The sequence below is a fragment of the Paraburkholderia dipogonis genome (assembly GCF_042680985.1).
Classification (GTDB): domain Bacteria; phylum Pseudomonadota; class Gammaproteobacteria; order Burkholderiales; family Burkholderiaceae; genus Paraburkholderia; species Paraburkholderia phytofirmans.
On record NZ_JBHUFR010000010.1, the window covers coordinates 159,123 to 177,359 of the forward strand.

Annotated in this window: 14 protein-coding genes; 12 read left to right on the top strand and 2 right to left on the bottom strand. The window is 64.2% G+C overall.

Translation table 11 applies throughout. The features are described from left to right. Nucleotides 1–111 precede the first annotated feature (111 nt). The 6 genes from ACFSNN_RS13230 to ACFSNN_RS13255 all read left to right on the top strand — a co-directional run bounded on the left by ACFSNN_RS13230 (nucleotide 112) and on the right by ACFSNN_RS13255 (nucleotide 9,194). Nucleotides 112–4,302 (top strand): YhdP family protein, encoded by a 4,191-nt coding sequence (locus ACFSNN_RS13230; RefSeq protein WP_134457098.1) that lies wholly within the window; start codon nucleotides 112–114, stop codon nucleotides 4,300–4,302. Between the two features lie 129 nt (nucleotides 4,303–4,431). Continuing rightward, on the top strand, nucleotides 4,432–5,283 hold the full coding sequence (locus ACFSNN_RS13235; protein ID WP_134457099.1) for a carbon-nitrogen hydrolase family protein: 852 nt from the start codon (nucleotides 4,432–4,434) through the stop codon (nucleotides 5,281–5,283). Nucleotides 5,284–5,385: 102 nt separating this feature from the next. Then, the gene (gene tldD / locus ACFSNN_RS13240) at nucleotides 5,386–6,852 is read left to right on the top strand and encodes a metalloprotease TldD (protein ID WP_134457100.1); all 1,467 of its coding nucleotides are present in this window, start codon (nucleotides 5,386–5,388) and stop codon (nucleotides 6,850–6,852) included. A 378-nt stretch (nucleotides 6,853–7,230) separates the two neighbouring features. Further along, nucleotides 7,231–8,304, top strand: a complete 1,074-nt coding sequence (gene aroG, locus ACFSNN_RS13245) for a 3-deoxy-7-phosphoheptulonate synthase AroG (protein WP_012431785.1) — start codon at nucleotides 7,231–7,233, stop codon at nucleotides 8,302–8,304. 190 nt (nucleotides 8,305–8,494) lie between these two features. Further along, nucleotides 8,495–8,842, top strand: coding sequence for a type II toxin-antitoxin system RelE/ParE family toxin (locus ACFSNN_RS13250; protein WP_134457101.1), 348 nt, complete (start codon nucleotides 8,495–8,497; stop codon nucleotides 8,840–8,842). 19 nt (nucleotides 8,843–8,861) lie between these two features. Then, entirely contained in the window at nucleotides 8,862–9,194 is a 333-nt protein-coding gene (locus tag ACFSNN_RS13255) for a helix-turn-helix domain-containing protein (protein WP_012431783.1), read from the top strand. Between the two features lie 74 nt (nucleotides 9,195–9,268). Here the strand turns inward: ACFSNN_RS13255 and ACFSNN_RS13260 are convergent, their stop codons facing one another. Next, nucleotides 9,269–9,823, bottom strand: coding sequence for a cob(I)yrinic acid a,c-diamide adenosyltransferase (locus ACFSNN_RS13260; RefSeq protein ID WP_134457102.1), 555 nt, complete (start codon nucleotides 9,821–9,823; stop codon nucleotides 9,269–9,271). Nucleotides 9,824–10,036: 213 nt separating this feature from the next. Here ACFSNN_RS13260 and ACFSNN_RS13265 point away from each other — a divergent pair, with 213 nt between their 5' ends. From ACFSNN_RS13265 to proC, 6 genes are all read left to right on the top strand, one after another. Further along, the gene (locus ACFSNN_RS13265; RefSeq protein WP_134457103.1) at nucleotides 10,037–11,452 is read left to right on the top strand and encodes an FAD-linked oxidase C-terminal domain-containing protein; all 1,416 of its coding nucleotides are present in this window, start codon (nucleotides 10,037–10,039) and stop codon (nucleotides 11,450–11,452) included. Between the two features lie 71 nt (nucleotides 11,453–11,523). Beyond that, nucleotides 11,524–13,017 carry an FAD-linked oxidase C-terminal domain-containing protein gene (locus ACFSNN_RS13270; protein WP_134457104.1) on the top strand — a complete coding sequence of 498 codons (1,494 nt, stop codon included), beginning with the start codon at nucleotides 11,524–11,526 and terminating at the stop codon, nucleotides 13,015–13,017. Nucleotides 13,018–13,166: 149 nt separating this feature from the next. Then, nucleotides 13,167–14,255 carry a glycolate oxidase subunit GlcE gene (gene glcE, locus ACFSNN_RS13275; RefSeq protein ID WP_134457105.1) on the top strand — a complete coding sequence of 363 codons (1,089 nt, stop codon included), beginning with the start codon at nucleotides 13,167–13,169 and terminating at the stop codon, nucleotides 14,253–14,255. A gap of 8 nt (nucleotides 14,256–14,263) precedes the next feature. Beyond that, nucleotides 14,264–15,490 (top strand): glycolate oxidase subunit GlcF, encoded by a 1,227-nt coding sequence (gene glcF, locus ACFSNN_RS13280; protein WP_012431778.1) that lies wholly within the window; start codon nucleotides 14,264–14,266, stop codon nucleotides 15,488–15,490. Between the two features lie 37 nt (nucleotides 15,491–15,527). Next, nucleotides 15,528–16,226, top strand: a complete 699-nt coding sequence (locus ACFSNN_RS13285; protein WP_012431777.1) for a YggS family pyridoxal phosphate-dependent enzyme — start codon at nucleotides 15,528–15,530, stop codon at nucleotides 16,224–16,226. 63 nt (nucleotides 16,227–16,289) lie between these two features. Then, nucleotides 16,290–17,105, top strand: coding sequence for a pyrroline-5-carboxylate reductase (gene proC, locus ACFSNN_RS13290; protein WP_134457106.1), 816 nt, complete (start codon nucleotides 16,290–16,292; stop codon nucleotides 17,103–17,105). Between the two features lie 145 nt (nucleotides 17,106–17,250). Here proC and ubiA read toward each other — a convergent pair whose 3' ends face one another. Continuing rightward, entirely contained in the window at nucleotides 17,251–18,114 is an 864-nt protein-coding gene (gene ubiA, locus ACFSNN_RS13295) for a 4-hydroxybenzoate octaprenyltransferase (RefSeq protein ID WP_134457107.1), read from the bottom strand. Nucleotides 18,115–18,237 lie beyond the last annotated feature (123 nt).

Here is an 18,237-nt window from a genome sequence, read left to right on the forward strand (position 1 = left end):
AGGTCGCGAGGCGGCATGCAGACAGGGTTTGCAGGAGGTCCGCCTACGCTTTCCCGTGTGTTACATTTCGTCGTTAATTCGCAAAACTACCATACGCCCACCCGCCGCAGCATGTCCGAGCGAAACGAATCCGCCGATCCGCGCGAAACTGTGCAGGTCCGGCCTGTGAGCGGAAGCGACCACATCGTGCTGCGTCGGATCCTGCACGTGGTCCTCGCGCTAGCGCTCGTCCTGTACTTCATTGCGATGGGTCTGTTTCTCGGCTTGCGCTACGTGGTGCTGCCGCGCGTGGACTCGTTCCGGCCGCGTATCGAAGCGGCCATTTCCGACAAGCTGCACGCGCAGTTCACCATCGGCAAGCTCGCGCCGCACTGGAGCGGCTTCCAGCCTGGCCTCGACGTCACCAACCTGGTGATCCGCGATCACGACGGCAAAGCCGCGCTGACAATCCCGCACGCCACCGCCACGCTCTCGTGGCGCTCGCTCTGGCAGTTTCATCCCGCGCTCTCCAGTCTGATCGTCGATCAGCCGGACGTACTGGTGTCGCGCAGCAGCGACGGCGTGCTCTCGGTGGCGGGCGTGCCGGTGCCGACCCGTCACAGCGGCAACGACACGTTGTCCACCTGGCTGCTGCGCCAGCAGGCGATCGTGGTGCGCGGCGGCGCGCTGCGCTGGCGCGATGCGCAGCATGACGCGCCGGAGCTGGCGTTACGCGATATTCGTATCGCGATCCTCAACGACGGCTACGATCACCGCCTCGCGCTGCAGGCGCCCGCCGACGGCCAGGTCCTGCACGGGCCGCTCGATTTCCGCACGCACTTCAAACACGCACGGCTCTCCGCGATCGGCAAGCCGATCAACTGGACCGGCCAGGTCTACGTCTCGACCGGCCCCGTCGATCTGCCGACGCTCGCGCGCTACGTCAATTTCCCGATCGAGACGTTTGCCGGCCGTATCGACAACGCCATCTGGATCGACTTTGCCGAGGGCCGCATGAAGTCAGCCGGCGGCCAATTGGCCGGCACCGATGTCGCCCTGCGGGTGCGTCCGACCCAGCCGAAGCTGCTCGTGCCAGTCGCCAATTTTTCATGGCGCCTCGAAGCCGACGAGGGCGACTACAAACTGCAACTGACCAATCTGCACGCCGAACTCGGCCAGCCGCCGCTCGACGACGGCACGCCGCTCACCCGTACGCTGGCGCTCACCACGCTCGATGGCCGCTACCGGACCGCCTCGCAGCAACACGGACAGCTCGTCAGCGTGAGCGGCGATCGCGTCGATCTGGGCATCCTCGCCGAATTCAGCCGCGCGTTGCCGCTGCCGCGACGCCTGCTGAACAATCTCGTGCGTTTCAATCCCCGCGGTCTGGTCGCCAACTATGTGATCGAAGTCGAGCGCGGCAAGCCGGAATCCGGCGAAGCAGGCAGCGACCGTCACCCGAGCGGCGCCGAACCGATCGAACATTATCGTTTCAAGGGCGATCTGCAGGGCATCAGCGTCGCCGCCCAGGAACCGCCGCCGGGGCTCACGCCGCTGAACCACCCGCGCGCGGGCATTCCCGGCATCGAGAATCTGTGGGGCAAGGTCGATGCCGACGAAACCCGCGGCACCGCCCTGCTCGACACCTCCAATGTCGCCATCACCCTGCCGGGCGTGTTCGACGATCCGCGGCTGAAGCTCGACTATCTGCATGGCCGCGCCGACTGGACCATCACGCCGAAGAAGCCGGGCGAAGCCCGCCCCGCCTTCACCGTGAAGCTGGCCGATTTCAGCGTCTCGAATGCCGACGTCGCGGCCAGCGCCTCCGCCGACTACAGCAACCCTGGCCACGGACGCGGCTCGCTCGATCTGAAAGCCGACTTCCAGCGCGCGCAGGTGAAGCGCATCGTCCGTTATCTGCCGACCAGCATCAGCGAAAAGCTGCGCATCTATCTCGGCCACGGCTTGCAGGCCGGCATGTCGCACGGCGCGACCATCGAAATTCACGGCGATCTGACCAAGTTCCCCTACTCGCGCGATCCGGGCGCCGGCTTGTTTCATATCGTTGCGCCGTTCAAGGGCGGCAAGTTCGATCCGACGCCTTTCCCGCCGCGCAAGATGCGCAATGGCACGCCGAACGTGTGGCCGGCGCTCGACGGCATCGACGGCGTGTTCGAGCTCAAGCAGAACGTGCTGCGCTTCGACGTCGAACGGGCGCATTACAAGCAGGTCGCGCTGATGGGCGTCAGTGGCAGGATCGACGATCTCGGCACCAAAGCGTCGAGCCTCGTCATCAAGGGCGATGGCCACGGCCCGCTCGCCGACATGCTCGACTATGTGAACGCCAGTTCGCTCGGCATCATGGCGAAGCATGAAACCGAGAAGGTGCGCGCCGAAGGGCCAGCGTCGCTCGCGCTGCAACTCACGGTGCCGCGCACGCCGAAGCCGCACGTCGCCGTGGAAGGCGCGCTCGGCTTCCAGAACAACCGCTTGAGCGTCGACAATGTGCCGCCGCTGTCGCAACTCAAGGGCAAGGTGCATTTCACCGAGCACACGGCGCAGGTGGACCGGCTCTCCGGGCAGTTCCTCGGCGGCGACGTGCATGCGAACGGCGGCTTGAAGCAGGACGGCACCTACGCGCTCGACCTCCGCGGCCATATCGCTGTCGACGCGGCGCGTGGTCTCGATCTGCATGGCCCGGCCGCGCAGGTGCTGACGCGCATGAGCGGCAGCGCGCCCTACGCGCTCAATGTGCGCGGCGCTAGGGGACGGTTGCCCGAAGTGAAAGCGAACTCCGACCTGACCGGCCTCGCGCTCGACTTCCCCGCACCGTTCAACAAGCCAGTCGGCACGCCGATGCCGCTGCGTTTCGCCGTCAGCCCGGCCGCTGCCTCGGGCGAAGCGGGACTAGAACGCGCCGATCTCACCTTCGGCCCGATCGCCGCCACCTATCTGCTGCGCTATCAGCCGCAAACGACGCCGACGGTCGTGCGCGGCGCGATCGGCGTGAACAAGCCGGCCGACCTGCCGTCCGAAGGCGTAATCGCCGCCGTCGACCTGGACACATTCGACGCGGACGCGTGGCGCGCGCTGATCACGCAGATGCGCAGCAAAGAAGCGCCCGCGCCGGCCGCGGCGACGCCGGTCACGCCGAATCCGACCGTCACGCAATTCCTGCCGAGCCGCTTCGCGCTGCACATCGGCACATTGACGCTGCTCAAGCGCCACTGGGACAGTGTGATCGTCGGCGCTTCCCATACGGACCGCACGTGGCAGGCGAACATCGCGTCGAACCAGGTGTCGGGCCATGTATCGTGGCTGCCGGGCGCGACGAAAGAATCGCCGGGCACGCTGCAGGCGCGCTTCGCCCGCGTGGTGATTCCGTCGGCCACCGACAAGGACCTGATCGGCCAGGCGATGTCCGCGCCGGCGCAGAACATGCCGTCCATCGATCTGGTGGTCAACGAACTGATCTTCCGCGACCGCAACGTCGGCCGGCTCGAAGTCGACGCGCACAACTTCGACGAAAACGGCGTGCCGGTCTGGCAACTCGACAAGCTCGACATCACGAACTCCGCCGCCACGCTGACCGCCACCGCGAACTGGCGCACTTCGACCGAACTCGGCAACAGCGCCGACGAAGCCACGCCGCGCCGCACTGTGTTCGATTTCAAGCTCGACATCAAGGACGCCGGCGCGCTGCTCGAGCGCTTCGGTCAGCCGCGCACGCTCAAGGGCGGCGCCGGCTCGCTGTCGGGCAAGGTGGTGTGGCAAGGCGGCCCGACCAAGATCGACTATCCGACCTTCAACGGCAATCTCGCCGTCGATCTGCGTCACGGCCAGATTCTCAAGGTCGATCCGGGCGTCGCCAAGCTGTTGGGCGTGCTTAGCCTGCAAAGCCTCGCGCGCTTCGCGACGCTGAATTTCCGCGACGTGATCGGCGAAGGCTTGCCGTTCGAACATGTCACCGGCACCGCGCAGATTCACAACGGCATCGGCCGCACCGACAACTTCGAGTTGGTGACCGCGCCGGCGCGCGCCGAGATGAAGGGCTCGGTCGACCTCGCTCAGGAAAGCCAGGATCTGCGCGTGCGGGTCGTGCCGACCATCAGCGCCGGCGCCGGCGTGATTGCCGCGGCGGTCATCAATCCGCTGCTCGGGCTGGGCGCGCTGGTGGCCGATGTCGCCTTCAGCCAGACCGTCTCGCACGCGTTCGCGCGCGACTATGCCATCACCGGTTCGTGGTCGAAACCGCACGTTGAGCGGGTGCGGAGCGATCGCGGTAAGATGGACGCTCCGGCTTCGACCGTGGAAGCGAACTGAGCCTGCCTCCGGCCGCCTGTCTGGCCGGACAGGCGCCGTCGCGCACCAGCGGCTCCAGCCAGCCTTGAACGACGTATGCGGCGCCAGCGGTTCGCGCCGCCGCCTTGCCGGGAGTTTTTCGAAACGCTCATGAGCGAAACACACGTCTCTTCAACCGTCTCCAGCGGCTCTCTGGAAAGTGCCTTCCGTGTCGCCGCGCTGCAAATGGTCAGCACGCCGGATCGCGAGCGCAATCTGGCCGAGGCCGGGCGCCTGATCGCCGAAGCCGCCGCCGACGGCGCGCAACTCGTCCTGCTGCCGGAATACTTCTGCTTCATGGGCTTCAAGGACACGGACAAGCTTGCCGTGCGCGAACCCTATCAGGACGGTCCGATCCAGCGCTTTCTCGCCGACGCGGCGCGCCGCCACCAGGTCTGGGTGATCGGCGGCACGTTGCCGTTGATGTCACCCGAAGCCGCGCGCGTGCTGAACACCACGCTAGTGTTCGACCCGCAAGGCAATGAGGCCGCGCGTTACGACAAGATCCATCTGTTCAATTTCGAAAAGGGCGAGGAATCGTTCGACGAGGCGCGCACCATCTGCCCCGGCGGCGAGGTCCGCACCTTCGGGGCGCCGTTCGGCCGCGTCGGTCTGTCGGTCTGCTACGATCTGCGCTTTCCGGAGCTGTACCGGCGCATGGGCGACTGCGCGCTGATCGTGGTGCCGTCGGCGTTCACTTACACGACCGGCCGCGCGCATTGGGAAATGCTGCTGCGCGCCCGGGCGGTCGAAAACCAGTGTTACGTGCTGGCCGCGGCGCAAGGTGGCAAACATGAAAATGGCCGCCGCACGTGGGGCCACAGCATGCTGATCGACCCGTGGGGCGAAATCGTCGCGGTGCGCGACGAAGGCGCGGGCGTGGTCGCCGGCAATCTCGAGCGTGCGCGCATCGACGAAGTGCGACAGAGTCTGCCTGCCTGGCGTCATCGTGTGCTCAGTTGATCAACCCCTTCGCGTGACATTGAAACTGCGGCGCCCCCGACTCATATAGTGTGTGACAGAGGCGCTAACCGAATCCTTCGTATCGAGCAGAACATACTTCGCATGAACATCATCGAACCCGGTATCCGTAATCTCGCCACCGCCAAGGACATCCTCCTGACGCCCTACGGTCTCGACGAAGCCCTGCTCACCCGCACGCTCGCCGAAATCTTCACGCACAAGATCGATTACGCCGACCTGTACTTCCAGTACACGCGCAGCGAAGCGTGGAGTCTCGAAGAAGGCATCGTGAAGTCCGGCAGCTTCAGCATCGACCAGGGCGTCGGCGTGCGCGCCGTGTCGGGCGACCGCACGGCTTTCGCCTATTCGGACGACCTGTCGCCGGAAGCGATCCGCCAGGCGGCCATCGCCACGCGCGCCATCGGCAAGGCTGGCGGCGGCAAGCAGAAGATCAAGGTGGCGTCGTCGCTGACCGGCATTGCGGGACGCGATCTGTATCTGCCGGCCGATCCGCTGCATTCGCTCGACGCGACCGCGAAGGTCAAACTGCTCGAGCGCATCGAACAGATGGCACGCGGCCGCGATCCGCGTATCCAGCAAGTCATGGCCGGCCTCGCCGGTGAATACGACGTGGTGCTGGTCGCGCGCAGCGACGGCGGCTTCGCGGCCGATATTCGTCCGCTGGTGCGTGTGTCGGTCACCGTGATCGCCGAGCAGAACGGCCGCCGCGAAATCGGCAGCGGCGGCGGCGGCGGCCGATTCGACTACGGCTATTTCACCGACGAGATTCTCTCCGGCTATGTCGACGACGCCGTCCATGCAGCGCTGGTCAACCTCGACGCTCGTCCGGCGCCGGCCGGCGCGATGACCGTCGTGCTTGGACCGGGCTGGCCCGGCGTGCTGCTGCACGAAGCGATCGGCCACGGTCTCGAAGGCGACTTCAACCGCAAGGGTTCGTCGGCGTTCGCGGGGCGCATCGGCGAACAGGTCGCGGCCAAGGGCGTCACCGTGGTGGATGACGGCACGCTGCCGAATCGTCGCGGCTCGCTCAATATCGACGACGAAGGCAATCCGACCCAGTGCACCACGTTGATCGAAGACGGCATTCTGAAGGGCTATATCCAGGACACGCTGAACGCGCGTCTGATGAAGATGCCGGTCACGGGCAATGCGCGCCGTGAGTCGTACGCGGCGTTGCCGATGCCGCGCATGACCAACACGTACATGCTCAACGGCGACAAGGACCCGCAGGAAATTCTCGCCTCCGTGAAGAACGGTTTGTATGCGGTGAACTTCGGCGGCGGCCAGGTCGACATCACCAACGGCAAGTTCGTGTTCTCGGCCTCCGAGGCGTACATGATCGAAAACGGCAAGGTCACGTACCCGGTGAAAGGCGCGACGCTGATCGGCAGCGGCCCGGAATCGCTCAAATACGTGACCATGATCGGCAATGACATGAAGCTCGATTCGGGCGTCGGCGTGTGCGGGAAGGAAGGCCAAAGCGTGCCGGTGGGTGTGGGTCAACCCACGTTGCGCATCGAGAAGATGACGGTCGGCGGTACGGCCTGAATTCGCGTCAAACGCATACTTCGTGCATGCGTCGCGCGAAGTATGCGGATTTTCCGCATTTTTGCACCCTGCAGCTTGCAAGCACCGCCTGCCCGGGTTATAAAGTCACTCACCCTTTTTGACCTGCGACCTCATTCGTCATGTCCGCCAAGTTTTATTTTTACTTTTTTTGGCATCTCAGACCGCTGGCGGATCGAGAGGGGTGTTAGTGCACGCAAGACACCGAGAATTCCCGAAAAACCGCCAGCTAGCCTGGCGGTTTTTTTTTGCCTCATGCCTTTGAAACTTTAATTTTGATGATCGTCCGCTCTGGCATTGCTGCTTCATCGCAAACCTGATTGCCCGCGCGAACACGCTACGAACCGATTGGAGAACAACATGCCCCCGCACAACACCGACGATGTCCGCATCCGCGAATTGAAAGAACTCACGCCGCCCGCTCACCTGATCCGTGAATTCGCTTGCGACGAAACGGTGTCCGACGTGATCTACAACTCGCGCACCGCGATGCATCGCATTCTGCATGGCATGGAAGACCGGCTGATCGTGATCATCGGACCGTGCTCGATTCACGACACCAAGGCGGCGATGGAATACGCGGGGCGTCTGATCGAACAGCGCAAGCGCTTCGCCGGCGAACTCGAAATCGTGATGCGCGTGTACTTCGAAAAGCCGCGCACGACGGTGGGCTGGAAGGGTCTCATCAACGACCCGCACATGGACAACAGCTTCAAGATCAACGACGGCCTGCGCACCGCGCGCGAGTTGCTGTTGCGCATCAACGAACTCGGCCTGCCGGCCGGCACCGAATACCTCGACATGATCAGCCCGCAGTACATCGCCGATCTGATCTCGTGGGGCGCGATCGGCGCGCGCACCACCGAATCGCAAGTGCATCGCGAACTGGCTTCGGGCCTGTCGTGCCCGGTCGGCTTCAAGAACGGCACGGACGGCAACGTCAAGATCGCCGTCGACGCGATCAAGGCCGCTTCGCAGCCGCACCATTTCCTGTCGGTCACCAAGGGCGGTCACTCGGCGATCGTCTCGACCGCGGGCAACGAGGACTGCCACATCATCCTGCGTGGCGGCAAGACGCCGAACTACGACGCCGACAGCGTCAACGCGGCGTGCGCGGACATCGGCAAAGCGGGTCTCGCCGCGCGTCTGATGATCGACGCGAGCCACGCAAACAGTTCGAAGAAGCACGAGAATCAGATTCCGGTGTGCGCGGATATCGGCCGCCAGATTGCTTCGGGGGACGAACGGATTGTCGGCGTGATGGTGGAATCGCATCTGGTGGCGGGCCGCCAGGATCTGCAGGAAGGCTGCGCGCTGACGTACGGCCAGAGCATCACCGACGCGTGCATCGGTTGGGATGAAAGCGTCGCCGTGCTCGAAGGTCTCGCCGACGCAGTCAAGCAACGCCGTGTGGCACGTGGTAGCGGCAACTAAAAAACCACGCTGATTGCAGTGGTGGATGCATGGGAAACCCGGCTCGATGGATGAGCCGGGTTTTTTGTTAGCCGAACGGACGAATGGTGCTCCTCTAATTGCCTCTGTACCGTAACAACTCATGGCCGGGTCGAATACGACTTGACCGGGGTGAATGTTGCGTATAAGATTTTGTACATGAAAGGTGATTATGGAGCAGGAAAAAGAAATTCGCTGGCTAGGCTCCAGCTATCACGATTTACTCGCTTTCCCCGCAGAGATGCGCCGCCGAGCGGGGTTTCAACTCAGCAAAATTCAGGCAGGCCTCGACCCGGACGACTGGAAGCCGTTTGACTCGATCGGCCCTGGAACCCGTGAGATTCGCCTCAAAGAAGCAGACGGCATTTTTCGCGTCATGTACGTGACCAAGTTCGTGGAGGCATTGTACGTGTTGCATTGCTTCCAGAAGAAAACGCAGAAGCTGGGTCCGCTTGACAGGAAGATTGCCGAAACACGGTATCGCGCTATCGGGCTGCACCATCGGCCGCACCACCACTAACAATAGGAAAACTTAACAAATGACGACCGACACCAAAATTCGTCACGTAACTAGGCCGGGCGCCAATCTGTTCCTCGAACTCGGCTTTTCCGCCGAAGAGGCGAAACGCCTGCACGCCGCGTCGCAAAAGCAGATCAACGACACGCGGCTGCTCAAAGAGCAACTCATGACGGAACTGTCCACGTGGATCGAGCAGCATCATTTGAAGCAGGCCGAGGCGGCCGAGATTCTGATGGTGTCGCGCCCGCGCGTGTCCGACGTGGTCAACAAGAAGACGACCAAGTTCACCATCGACACCTTGGTGGAAATGATGAGCCGGATCGGCAAGCCGGTCACGCTGGCGGTCGGCTAACGTGCCAGGCTCGTCGACGCGCGTGACGCGGCATGCGTCGTTACGCGGTCACGCGAGTATTGCCACGGCAGGTCTTAGCCGGCGTTGCGCTCGTGTTGCCACAGCACGTCGGTGCCGCCGTCCGCACGATTGAGCACGCGCGCAAGCACGAACAGCAGATCGGACAGCCGGTTCACATACTGGCGGGGCGCGGCGTTGATGATCTCGTGCTCACCCAACGCAACAATCGCCCGTTCGGCACGGCGGCACACGGTGCGACACACATGTGCGAGCGAGGCCGCGCGCGAGCCGCCGGGCAGAATGAACTCCTTCAGCGGCGGCAGAGCCGCGTTGTAGTCGGCAAGCCAGTCGTCGAGTTGAGCGAGTTGCCGATCGGTAATCATCGTGTGGCCGGGAATGCACAGCTCGCCGCCAAGGTCGAACAGATCATGCTGAATCGCTATAAGCGCTACCCGCACCTTGTCCGGCAAAGTTTCACACAGCAGCACACCGAGGTTCGAGTTGAGTTCGTCCACGTCGCCGATCGCGGCTATGCGCGCGCTGTCTTTGCGCACACGGCTACCGTCGCCGAGGCCGGTGGTGCCGTCGTCGCCCGTGCGGGTGGCGATCTTGCTCAAGCGGTTGCCCATGGTGTCTCCCTTGTATTCAGTGACGATGCGCCGCGCCGCCGGCCGACATCAATCCGAAGCGGCACATCAAGCACCGCGTTTATCCATATTGCACGCATCGTAAAGTCGCCGCCATTATAGAAGCGCTGGCCGGCAATGCCGGCCCACGGGCGATCGGCGTAAAATGAAACACATGCTGCAAACCAGCACCGCCCCAAATACCAGGAGACATGCGTGAATCATCCCGTGCCGCCGGCCCCGCTGCGCCGGCCGTTTCCCGCCGAGTTGCTAAACGCGCTCAAAGCCGTGTTCGCCGATCGCGTCTCCGTATCCGAAGCCGTGCGCGCTCATCATGGCCGCGACGAATCGCCGTTCGACCCGCAACTGCCTGACGCCGTCGTGTTTGCGCGCACGACTGAAGACGTGCAAACCATCGTCAAACTGTGCGGCCAGTACAACGTGCCGATCATCCCTTATGGCAACGGCTCGTCGCTTGAAGGGCATCTGCTCGCCGTGCAAGGCGGCGTCTCGATCGATCTGTCGGAAATGAACCGGGTGTTGTCGATCAACGCCGAAGACCTGACGGTCACTGTCGAGCCCGGCATCTCACGCAAACAGCTGAACGAGGCATTACGCGACACGGGCCTGTTCTTCCCGATCGACCCGGGCGCGGACGCGAGCATCGGCGGCATGTCGGCCACGCGCGCCTCGGGCACCAACGCCGTACGCTACGGCACGATGCGCGAGAACGTGCTCGGGCTGACCGTGGTGCTGGCCGACGGCCGCGTGATCAAAACCGGTACGCGCGCTCGCAAATCGTCCGCGGGTTACGACCTCACGCGCATGTTCGTCGGCTCGGAAGGCACGCTCGGCGTGATCACGGAAATCACCGTGCGCCTGTATCCGCAACCGGAGGCGGTGTCCGCGGCGGTGTGCGCGTTCCCGTCCATGGGCGCCGCGGTTCGCGCGGTGATCGAAACGATCCAGATGGGTGTACCGATTGCGCGCGTCGAGTTCGTCGATTCGCTCGCCATCCGCTCGATCAATCGCCACTCGAATCTGACGCTGCGTGAAGCGCCCACGCTGTTCTTCGAATTTCACGGCACCGAGGCCAGCGTGAAGGAGCAGGCCGAACTGGTCCAGGAGATCGCCGCGCAGAATGCCGGCGAAGGCTTCGAATGGGCGACCCGTCCGGAGGATCGCAGCCGTCTGTGGAACGCGCGGCACAACGCCTATTTCGCCATGCTGCAACTGAAGCCCGGCTGCCGCGCGGTCACGACCGACGTCTGCGTGCCGATCTCGCGTCTCGCGGAATGCGTGGAGGAAACGGAACAGGATCTGCAAGCGTCGCCGCTGCCCTGCCCGATCGTCGGCCATGTCGGCGACGGCAACTTTCACGTCGCGATCCTGATCGATCCCAATAAGCCAGAAGAACTCGTCGAAGCCGAACGTCTGAACCATCGCATCGTGCAACGCGCGCTGCGTATGGACGGCACCTGCACGGGCGAGCATGGCGTCGGCCTGCACAAGATGGGCTTCCTGCTCGAAGAGCACGGTGAAGTCGCGGTCGACACCATGCGTTCGATCAAGCACGCGCTCGACCCGCACAATCTGATGAACCCGGGCAAGATCTTCACCTGGGCGGCATGACGCGTATTCAGGCGCGGCGGCGCTAGAAAACCAGCCGCGCTGGACTTGAAAGGCACGAGGAGACAGGTCACATGAACGCACCCGCTGAACTGACGGCCGAAGTACTCGCCCAGCGCCAGCGCGAAGTCGTGCAGGCGTTGATGGCCGTATTGCCGACCCATTGTTTGCTGTATCGCGAAGAAGACACCGTCGCCTACGAATGCGACGGTCTGGCCGCCTACCGGCGTCTGCCGCTTGCGGTCGCGTTGCCGGAGACGGAATCGCAGGTGCAGCGCATCGTGCAGATCTGCCACCGTCTCGACGTGCCGATCGTGCCGCGCGGCGCGGGCACCGGCCTGTCGGGCGGCGCCATGCCGATTCGTCACGGCGTGGTGGTGTCGCTCGCGCGCTTTCGCAAGATCGTCGAAGTCGATTCATACGCGCGGACCGCCACCGTGCAGCCGGGCGTGCGCAATCTGTCGATCTCCGAAGCCGCCGCACCTTATGGCTTGTATTACGCGCCGGACCCGTCGTCGCAGATCGCCTGCACGATCGGCGGCAATGTCTCGGAGAATTCCGGCGGCGTTCACTGCCTCAAATATGGTCTCACGGTGCATAACGTGTTGCGCGTGCGCGCCGTCACCATGGAAGGCGAGATCGTCGAATTCGGCTCGCTCGCCCCAGACGCGCCCGGCCTCGATCTGCTGGCCGTGCTGATCGGCAGCGAAGGCATGTTCGCGATCGTGACCGAAGTCACGGTCAAACTGATCCCGAAGCCGCAAACGGCGCAGGTCATCATGGCCAGTTTCGACGACGTCGTGAAAGGCGGCGACGCGGTCGCCGGCATCATTGCGGCGGGCATCATCCCGGCCGGTCTGGAGATGATGGACAAGCCAGCCACGCGCGCGGTCGAGGAATTTGTCCACGCCGGCTACGATCTCGACGCGGCGGCGATCCTGCTGTGCGAATCGGACGGCACGCCCGAAGAAGTCGCGGATGAAATCGTGCGCATGACCGCTGTACTGCGCGAACAGGGCGCCACCCGCATCCAGATTTCCCGCTCGGAGACCGAACGGCTGCGCTTCTGGTCGGGGCGCAAGAATGCATTTCCCGCCGCCGGGCGTATTTCACCCGACTATTACTGCATGGACGGCACGGTGCCACGCCGCAGTATCGGGCCGCTGCTGGCGCGCATCGAGGCGATGGAGAAGACCTACAACCTGCGCTGCATCAACGTCTTCCACGCGGGAGACGGCAACATGCATCCGCTGATCCTGTTCAATGGCAATGACCTGGACGAGTGGCACCGGGCCGAAGCGTTCGGTTCCGACATCCTCGAAGCATGCGTCGAACTGGGCGGCACGGTGACCGGCGAGCATGGCGTCGGCATCGAGAAGATCAATTCGATGTGCGTGCAGTTTTCGCCGGAAGAACGCGATACGTTCCACGCGGTCAAGCGAGCTTTCGACGCACCCGGCCTGCTCAACCCCGACAAAGGCATCCCAACGCGAGCACGTTGCGCCGAGTACGGCAAGATGCATGTGCGCGGCGGCTTGCTGCCGCATCCTGAGCTACCGCGGTTCTAACGCTGTACGGCTCCGCCCACGCATCGCGCATCGCCGCGTGGGCGCCGTTTTTCCTGCTCTCACCCTGATCACCCGATGCGGGTCCGCTCCTGGTTGCCAGCCAGCCCCCGCCCGGTACAATCAAACGAAACACAACGAAGCAGGACACCATGGAAGAGGACGACATCGTCGCCGTGTGGTCGGAACGTGTGCGTTCGGCCAGCGCCGAGGGGCGCGCGTTGCGCATCCGTGGCGGCGGCACCAAAGACTGGTACGGTCAGACGCTGGAAGGTGACATCCTCGACACGCGCGCTTATCGCGGCATCATTGCGTACGATCCGGCGGAGCTGGTCATCACCGCGCGCGCGGGCACGCCCTTGCTGGAGATCGAGGCCGCGCTCGCCGAGCATCATCAGATGCTCGCCTTCGAACCGCCGCACTTCGGGCCGCAGGCTACCTTCGGCGGCTGCATCGCGGCGGGCATCGCCGGTCCACGCCGCCCGTCGGCCGGCGCGGCGCGCGACTTCGTGCTGGGCGCCGTGATCATGAACGGCCAGGGCCAGAAGCTGCATTTCGGCGGCCAGGTGGTGAAGAATGTCGCCGGCTATGACGTCTCGCGCCTGATGGCCGGCTCGCTCGGCACGCTGGGACTGATCCTCGAACTGTCGATCAAGGTGCTGCCGTTGCCGCAGGCCGAAGCCACGCTCAAATTCGACATGAACGGGACCGACGCGGTCCGCAAGCTCAACGAATGGGGCGGCCGGCCGCTGCCGATCACCGCGAGTGCGTGGCGTCATGGCACGCTGGTCCTGCGCCTTGCCGGCGCCGAGGCCGCGGTCAAGTCGGCGAAGATGGCTCTCGGCGGCGAAGTGGTCGATGCCGTCGAAGCCGAACGCTTCTGGGCCGGCCTGCGCGAACAGACCGACTCGTTCTTCGCCGCCATCCCGCCGCGGGCCGCGCTGTGGCGCCTTGCTCTGCCTTCAATTACGGAGCCGTTGCAATTGCCCGGCGCGCAACTCATGGAATGGGGCGGCGGCCAGCGCTGGTGGATCACCGACACCGACGCGCAGACCGTGCGCATCAGCGCCAAGCAGGCCGGCGGCCACGCCACGATCTTCCGCACCGGCCACGGCTACGACCGCGGCGCCGGCGTGTTCACCCCGCTTCCCGCGCCGCTGATGAAAATTCATCGCGGCCTGAAAACCGCTTTCGACCCGGCCCGCATCTTCAATCGCGGCCGTCTCTACCCCGACTTCTGAGCGACGCGATGCAAACCAACCTCGCGGACTTCATTCGCAACACGCCCGATGGCGACGAAGCCGACGGCATTCTGCGCAATTGCGTGCATTGCGGTTTCTGCACGGCCACCTGCCCGACCTATCAGATCCTCGGCGACGAACTCGACGGCCCACGCGGACGGATCTATCTGATCAAGCAGATGGTCGAAGGCGCGCCGGTCACGCGCAGCACCCAAGTCCATCTCGACCGCTGCCTGACCTGCCGCAATTGCGAATCGACGTGCCCATCCGGCGTGCAATATGGCCGGCTGGTGGAAATCGGCCGCAAGCTCACCGAAGAGAAAGTCACGCGCCCGCTCGGTCAACGGCTGGTGCGCCGGATGCTCGCGAGCTTCGTGCCGAACAGCGCGCTGTTCACGCCCACCATGCGTATCGGCCAGCATTTTCGTCCGTTGCTGCCCAAGAAGTTGCGCGACAAAGTGCCCGCGCGGCAGCGTCCGCTCGAATGGCCGACGGCGAAACATCCGCGCAAGATGCTGATGCTCGCGGGTTGCGTGCAACCGTCGATGATGCCGAACGTGAACATCGCCACCGCGCGCGTATTCGACGCGCTCGGCGTGGAAACGCTGATCGCGCCGGATGCCGGCTGCTGCGGCGCGATCCGTCTGCATCTGGGCTACAACGACGACGCGCTCGACGACCTGCGCGCCAACATCGACGCATGGTGGCCGTACATCGAACAAGGCGTGGAGGCGATCGTGATGAACGCGTCCGGCTGCGGCGCGACCGTCAAGGAATACGCGCACCTCTTGCGCCATGATCCGGCGTATGCGGAAAAGGCGCGCCGCGTGGTGGAATTGACGCGCGACGTCGCGGAGATCCTGCCGGAGTTCGAAGAAGCTTTGGTCTCGGTCACGCGCCGCCGCTCGGTTCACACGGTGGCGTTTCATCCGCCCTGCACGTTGCAGCATGGCCAGCAGATTCGCGGCAAGGTCGAGCATTTGCTGACCGCGCTGGGCGTCGAGGTGCGTCTGCCCGCCGACAGTCATCTGTGCTGCGGCTCGGCCGGCACCTACTCGCTGACGCAACCCAAACTCTCGTACGCGCTGCGCGATCAGAAGCTCGATCGGCTGCAGGCGCAAGAGCCGCAGGTGATCGTGTCGGCGAACGTCGGCTGCATTGCGCATCTGCAAAGCGGCACCTCGACGCCGGTCGCGCACTGGATCGAACTGGTCGAGCACATGCTGTCCGTATAATCGGATAATCGACTTTCGCTGGACTTCCGGTTCCGACATGCCCGATCTGATTCACAACCTCGAGGCGGTGCAGCAGCGCATCGCCATGGCCGCGCACGTGGCCGGACGCGATACGCGCTCGGTCCATCTGCTCGCGGTCTCCAAGACCTTCCCCGCCGAAGACGTGCGCGCCGCCTATGCCGCCGGCCAGCGCGCGTTCGGTGAAAACTACGTGCAGGAAGCCCTCACCAAGATCGAGGCGCTCGCCGATCTGCGCGCTACGCTCGAATGGCATTTCATCGGTCCGTTGCAATCGAACAAGACGCGGCCGGTGGCCGAGCAGTTCGACTGGGTGCACTCAGTCGATAGGTTGAAGATCGCGCAGCGGCTCTCGGAGCAGCGTCCGGACAATTTGCCACCGCTCAACGTGTGCTTGCAAGTCAACATCAGCGGCGAGGCGTCGAAAAGCGGCGTGAGCATTCCCGAGGCGGTGGAAGTCGCGCAGGCGATCGCCGCGCTGCCGAAGCTGAATTTGCGCGGGCTGATGGCGATTCCCGAGCCGGCCGGCGGCATCGACGAACAACGCGTGCCGCATCGGCACTTGCGCGAATTGTTCGAGCGTCTGTGCAACGACGGTCTCGAACTCGACACGCTGTCCATGGGCATGTCGAGCGATCTCGAGGCCGCCGTGCTGGAAGGCGCGACGATCGTGCGCGTCGGCACCGCGATCTTCGGCGCGCGAGATTACTCTAACTGAGCTCTTCGGGCCTTTCAGGCTCCATAGGTTCTTCACGGCAGTTGGCACTTCATCCGGAACATCATGAAAATTGCTTTTATCGGCGGTGGCAACATGGCCGCCGCGTTGATCGGCGGTCTCATCAAGCGTGGCGTCGCGCCCGCTGACCTCTACGCAATCGATCCCAACGAAGACGCGCGCAAGCGCAATGAGCAGCAATTCGGCATCAAGACGGGCGCCGCCGCGGATGCCGCGCTCGCCGCGTACGACGCCGTCGTGCTGGCGGTGAAACCGCAGATCCTGAAGAGCGTCGCCGAGGCGGTGGCGCCGCATCTGAATGCGTCGCAACTGGCCGTGAGCATTGTGGCCGGCATTCGCATCGGCGACATGTCGCGCTGGCTCAATGGGCACAACCGTATCGTGCGTGTCATGCCGAATACGCCGGCGCTGATCGGCATGGGCGTGACAGGACTGGTGGCGACCAGCAGTGTCGACGAAGCGGGCCGCGCGCTCGCGTCGCAAGTGCTGGGCGCGGTCGGCGAAACGGTCTGGTTCGACGACGAAGCGAAAATCGACGCCGTCACCGCGATCTCGGGGAGCGGGCCGGCCTACGTGTTCTATTTCATCGAGGCCTTGCAGGAAGCCGCGCGCCAACTCGGCATGGACGAAGCGCAAGGCCGCGCGCTGGCGGTCGCGACCTTCACCGGCGCGGCGCAACTGGCGGCGAATTCCGACGAGCCGCCGAGCGTGTTGCGCGAACGTGTGACGTCCAAAGGCGGCACGACGGCGGCGGCTCTGGCGTCGTTCGACGCGAGCGGCATCAAGAATGCGATCGTGCGCGGCGCGCTCGCCGCGGATGCCCGCGCGAAGGAAATGGGCGACGAGTTCGGCAAGCAGTGAGCGGGTTCGGCGGCGCCTGCTCAAGAGAAACGCAAACCCGGCAACAACCCGTGCGGGAAGCCGCTCAACGGAGTTTGGGAAACCGAATTGCGCTGCGGCATGTCTCGGGGCCTTTTTGAGGTGTACCTCAGTTAGGCAAGAAAAACTAGAACGAGCCCGCCGCGTAATGCGCGGCGATGCCGACAAACAGCGCGCCGCCCAGCCAGTTGTTATGCCGGAACGCGGCGAAGCACGCCATCCGTTCGCGGTCACGAATCAGCGTGTAGTGATAGATCGCGCAGCCCGCGGCCACCGCCCATCCCAGCCAGTACAGCATGCCGAAGCCGAGCAGCACGCCGATACCGACGTAAATCCCAAGCGTCGCCGCGTAGCAAATCATGATCGCGGCCACGTCGAAGCGGCCGAACGTCAGCGCCGACGTGCGGATGCCGATCTTGATGTCGTCGTCACGATCGACCATTGCGTATTCGGTGTCGTACGCGACCGACCAGAACACATTGGCCAGCAGCATCACCCACGCGAGCAGCGGCACGTGGCCCTGAATCGCGGCGAACGCCATCGGAATGCCGAAGCCGAACGCGATCCCCAAATACGCCTGCGGGATAGCGAAAAACCGCTTGGTGAACGGATACGAACCGGCGACGAAAAGCGCCGCCACAGACAGTTCCTTGGTCAACGTATTGAGCGGCAGAATCAGCAGAAACGCCAGCAACGAGAGCGCAGCCGCCAGCGCCACCGCTTCCCACGCCTTGATCTTGCCCGACGTGATCGGACGGTTCTCCGTGCGCTTCACGTAGCGATCGAAATCGCGATCCGCGTAATCGTTGATCGCGCAACCCGCCGAGCGCATCAGCACCGTGCCCACCGTGAAAATCACCAGCAACGGCCACGTCGGATGACCGTCGGAAGCGATCCACAGCGCGTTGAGCGTCGGCCACAGCAGCAGCAGGCTGCCGATCGGCTTGTCCATGCGCACGAGGCGCAGATACAGGGGGAGTCGGGCGAACATGGGCGGAGTCGGTGAAAGTGCGAAGACGGTGCGGCTATTTTACGGGATACGGACGACGCGCCGCTTCTGGGCTCGCTCGGCTGACAAGGCAGGCGCCGCAAAAAACAAAGCCTCCCGTGCAGG